At 37.3% G+C, this 4,882-nt stretch carries 4 protein-coding genes and 1 pseudogene; all 5 read right to left on the bottom strand.

Translation table 11 applies throughout. The features are described from left to right. Positions 1 to 180: 180 nt before the first annotated feature. Positions 181 to 843, bottom strand: a complete 663-nt coding sequence (locus Q7P05_RS06110; protein ID WP_303931101.1) for a hypothetical protein — start codon at positions 841 to 843, stop codon at positions 181 to 183. Positions 844 to 948: 105 nt separating this feature from the next. After that, positions 949 to 2,238, bottom strand: a complete 1,290-nt coding sequence (locus Q7P05_RS06105; protein ID WP_303931099.1) for an amidohydrolase — start codon at positions 2,236 to 2,238, stop codon at positions 949 to 951. 120 nt (positions 2,239 to 2,358) lie between these two features. Beyond that, a complete protein-coding gene (locus Q7P05_RS06100) occupies positions 2,359 to 3,603 on the bottom strand; it encodes an adenosylhomocysteinase (RefSeq protein WP_105089204.1) in 1,245 nt (414 codons plus the stop codon). 71 nt (positions 3,604 to 3,674) lie between these two features. Beyond that, positions 3,675 to 4,739: an S-methyl-5-thioribose-1-phosphate isomerase gene (mtnA, locus tag Q7P05_RS06095; protein WP_303931097.1), complete on the bottom strand. Its 1,065-nt coding sequence runs from the start codon at positions 4,737 to 4,739 to the stop codon at positions 3,675 to 3,677. 42 nt (positions 4,740 to 4,781) lie between these two features. After that, positions 4,782 to 4,882 (bottom strand): annotated as a pseudogene (locus tag Q7P05_RS09610) (S-methyl-5'-thioadenosine phosphorylase); the annotation flags it as partial.

Here is a 4,882-nt window from a genome sequence, read left to right as displayed (position 1 = left end):
CGTATTTATAACGAAAAAGATGAATTTTATATTCCTGTACCAATGTTCTTGGTGAAAGTAATAAAATAGCATTCAAAGTAAAACATTACAAAATAAACCCACTCCATGTGATATGTACCCCTTTTATTAAGTATCTAATAAAGGAATATATCATACTATGAGTGGGTTTTATTTTATTTATTATTTCTTATTGTCTTTAATGATAGAGTCATCAAAGTTATAGGTTGTTATAAACTTTGTTTTAGGATTTGCTGCATTGCCAATCTCTTCTAAATATTTATTAGAAGCTACTTGAAGGTCTTTCTTATACGCATCGGCCAATGTTTGTAAATTGTTCGTATCGCCAACTCGTTTAAAGGTTTGATCCATAAATTTAATAGTATCTGTTTTTGAATCATAAATAAGATCAGTATTGGGTATGTCCCTAATATCCATCTTAATTGTATTTAAATTCGAGCTATCTGCGTTACCTACTATATCGTTAGCACTCATTACAAGTGTAAGTGCTGTAATATAATTTAGACGAGCTTCCTTTATATCCCCTACCATTTGAGTAGATTCAATTACTGGTCTCTTTTCAGGCGTCGTATATTGATAATTATAAGCTTTCATATCTGCAGTATAAATCGTCTTACTATCATTTCGAGCTGTAAGATTCATCGTAAAAATAGGCGTGTCAACAGCACTCACTACATTTTGAACGGTATAGCCTGAGTAAGCAATCCATTCCCCTTCAGGTCCTTTAGGCTGAGAAGACGCACTATTACTACTACAACCAGCTAATATCAACAAACTAACTAAGGCGATACAAAGTGAAAGGTATTGAAGTATTCTTTTTAGCATAGCAGTACCTCGCATACAAACTTATATTATATAAATACAAACCTAACTAGTACTAAACTAGACAAGAAAAAGCTAATCAATTACAGCTATAGTTTTTTTAATATATTAGTTACTGAAATACTCTTGAGCCTTAGTGATTTCTGCACGAAGTTTTTCTTCATCAATAGTAAGCAATTCTTTATCTTTCATAAGAACTTTGCCACCTACAATTGTAGTATTTACATCAGAACTGTTTGCAGAGTATACAAGTGCTGCTAAATCGTTGTAACGAGGCATCCAGTGCATACCAGATACGTCATATAGCACGATATCTGCACGATACCCTTTTGCTAAAACACCAAGATCTTTATACCCCAATGCTTTCGCGCCTTCTACAGTACCCATATGCCAAGCTGCTTGTGCAGGAATGGCTTTAGGATCGTAGAGACGTGCTTTATGTAAGGTTGCAGCAAGGCGTACTTCTTCAAGCATGTCCGCATTATTATTAGAAGCAGAACCGTCTGTACCGAGACCAACAGTAATACCTTTACCAATCATTTCAGGAACTGGTGCAATACCACTTGCTAATTTAAGATTAGATTGTGGATTATGTGCTACTGCTACATTATTTTCAGCCATAATTTCCATATCTTCGTCTGTAACATGAACACAGTGTGCGGCCAATGTAGTATTCCAGAATAAACCTAAATCATGCATATGAGCGATTGGAGTTTTACCTGTAGCTTTCATAACATTCTCCACTTCCCCTTTAGTTTCGGACAAGTGCATGTGAATGCCACAGTTTAATTCATGAGATAAGGAGATAACCTTCTCCATATAAGCATCTGGACAAGTATATGGAGCATGTGGTCCTAATAATACCTTGATGCGGTCATTATCAAAGCCATTCCATGTGCGGAATAAATCAGCATTCTCAACTAATGCTTGATCTGCTGTTGGAGAAACACCTGCTAAGCCACGAGATAATACAGAACGAATACCAGTTTCTTTTACAACCTCAGCGGTAGTATTCATAAAGAAATACATGTCGCTAAAGGTTGTAGTACCAGTACGCAACATTTCGGCAATGCCAAGTTGTGTGCCATAACGGACATAATCGTCGTTTAATTTTGCTTCTGTTGGCCAAATTGCTGTTTCAAGCCATTCCATAAGCTCAAGATCATCTGCATAATTTCTAAATAGGCCCATCGCAATATGAGTGTGCGTATTTACAAGACCTGGTGCTGCTAATTGGCCTTTACCATCTAGTACGTCCTTAGCAGTATCTTTTGCTTTAATAGCTTCACTATCCTTTAAAATAGCTGTAATATAGCCATTTTCAATTTCAATAGCATGATTTTTAAGAACGCCCTCATCGGTGAGGACGTCTACATTAGTAATCAATAAATCGGACATAGTCTTCCCTCATAGGTATAACCGAGCCATAAAAGCTCGGTTATAGTTATTAATTCTGAAAGTATATAGTAGTAATAATACACCTAAGCCTATCATTTACTATTACATTTCCATTCAATATTAGTTTACTTTTGTTAAGTAGTCGATTTGTTCTTGTGTCAAAGAATCTAAATCATAGCCCATGGAGTTCAATTTAAGTTTAGCGATTTCCACATCTAATTCATGAGGCAATACATATACTTTTGGCTCCATTTCTTTGCCGTTTTTCAAGATATGCTCTGCAGCAAGGGCTTGCATAGCAAAGGACAAGTCCATGATTTCTGCTGGGTGACCATCACCAGCTGCAAGGTTAACTAAGCGACCTTCAGCCAATACATATAGTTTACGGCCATCAGCCATAGTATAGCCTTCGATATTTTGACGAACACGCTCATGGCTTACAGCAAGGTCAGCTAATTCAGCTACATTTACTTCGCAGTCGAAGTGACCTGCATTACACATGATTGCTTTATCTTTCATCACTTCGTAATGTTCTTTTACAATAACGTCTTTACAACCTGTTACAGTACAGAAAATATCCCCTACTTTAGCAGCTTCAATCATAGGTAACACTTTGAAACCATCAAATACAGCTTCAATAGCTTTAATTGGATCTACTTCTGTTACATATACATGAGCACCGAGGCCTTTTGCACGCATAGCAACGCCTTTACCACACCAACCATAACCAGCAACAACCACGTTTTTACCTGTTACTGTTAAGTTTGTAGTACGCATGATACCATCCCAAACGGATTGACCTGTACCATAACGGTTATCAAAGAGATATTTACAGTAGGAATCGTTTACTGCAATCATAGGGAATGTCAATTGTTTAGCATTCTCTAATGCATACAGACGATGTACACCTGTTGTAGTTTCTTCACTACCACCTAACAAACGTTCTTTTGCATCTTGGCGTGTTGTGTGCAACAAGTTTACCAAGTCACCACCATCATCGATAATAATGTGTGGTTTATGATCAAGAGCCTTATTAAGGAAGTTGAAATATTCTTCCTCAGTACAATCATACCAAGCGTATACAGTTAGGCCCATGTCAACGAGACCAGCCGCAACATCATCTTGTGTAGATAATGGATTGGAACCAGTTACGATAACATCAGCGCCACCGCGTTTTAATACAGTAGCTAAATATGCTGTTTTTGCTTCCAAGTGAACACTAACGACAATAGTTTGACCTTTGAAAGTTTGTTCTGCTTCAAAACGATCGCCTAATGTATTTAAGGTAGGCATAAAGTTAGAAACCCAATCAATTTTTTTACGGCCTTCTGCAGCTAAATTAATATCTTTAATTAAAGATTGCATAATATCTCCTTTTACTTATACAAGTAGATTAGATAAAAAATACATATGGTTAATCCACTTGGATTTTTTTGTTACTTAGATTCTACGATCTGACGTAGCTTATCAATAGACTCTTCATAGTTCGGTTTTAATACACCTTCTTCAGTAATGATGGCAGTCACTAGTTCATGTGGTGTTACATCAAAGGCTGGATTAAGCACATCAATACCATTAGGTGCTGTTTGAACCCCATGCAATGATGTGACTTCATAATCGTCGCGCATTTCAATAGGAATATCAGCACCATTTTCAAGGGTAAAATCAAATGTACTGTATGGCGCTGCTACATAGAATGGAATGTTATGGAATTTAGCTAGTACTGCTACACCATAGGTACCAATTTTATTAGCTACATCACCTTTTGTAGTGATGCGGTCAGCACCGACGATAACGGCATCAATGAGGCCATGTTGCATCGCATAGGCCGCCATATTATCTGTTTCTAAGGTTACAGGAATGCCATCCTCATGTAGCTCAAATGTAGTAAGTCTAGCACCTTGTAATAATGGTCGTGTTTCATCCGCATATACCCGTTCCAATTGACCATTTTCATGAAGCTTACGGACAACACCAAGTGCTGTACCTAGACCACCTGTAGCTAATGCACCAGCATTACAATGGGTCAAAATACGAATATTCTTTTGACCTTCAAATAAGGTTGCTCCTGCTTCTGCCATACGACGATTCAAAGATACGTCTTCTTCGTGAATCATAATAGCCTCTTTAGTAATAAGGTCTACTACTTCACTCATAGAGGACATACTTGTAACATTAGCTTTCACAAGAGACATAACACGATCTACAGCCCATGCCAAGTTGATTGCAGTAGGTCGAGTTTCTTTTAAAGTCTCGCTAAATTCATATAAGCTTGTAAGTTGTTGACTAAATGGAGCCTCTAAACGACTTGCTTCCATAGCAGCTAAAATTAGACCATAGCTAGCTGCTACACCGATAGCTGGAGCCCCACGAACGCGAAGCATCTTAATAGCCTCAGCTACTTGGCGCCAATCAGTACAATGCACATAGGAAATTTCTGTCGGCAATTTAGTTTGATCTAATAATACTAGCGTATCTTTACGCCATTCAATATTAATCATAGCATCTCCTTCGATGAACTACTGTTTTCTAGGATGAATGGATTATAATTTGAAACCACCATATTCATGCATGCGATTGTGAGCATCATAGCGAGCGTCTACATCGATTACATCAATAGCACCTAAAATAAGAGATTTAAGTT

It is taken from the genome of Veillonella dispar, from assembly GCF_937975875.1.
Classification (GTDB): domain Bacteria; phylum Bacillota; class Negativicutes; order Veillonellales; family Veillonellaceae; genus Veillonella; species Veillonella dispar_B.
The sequence above is the reverse complement of the archived record's forward strand: the minus strand, read 5'-3'. Positions and strand labels throughout refer to the sequence as shown.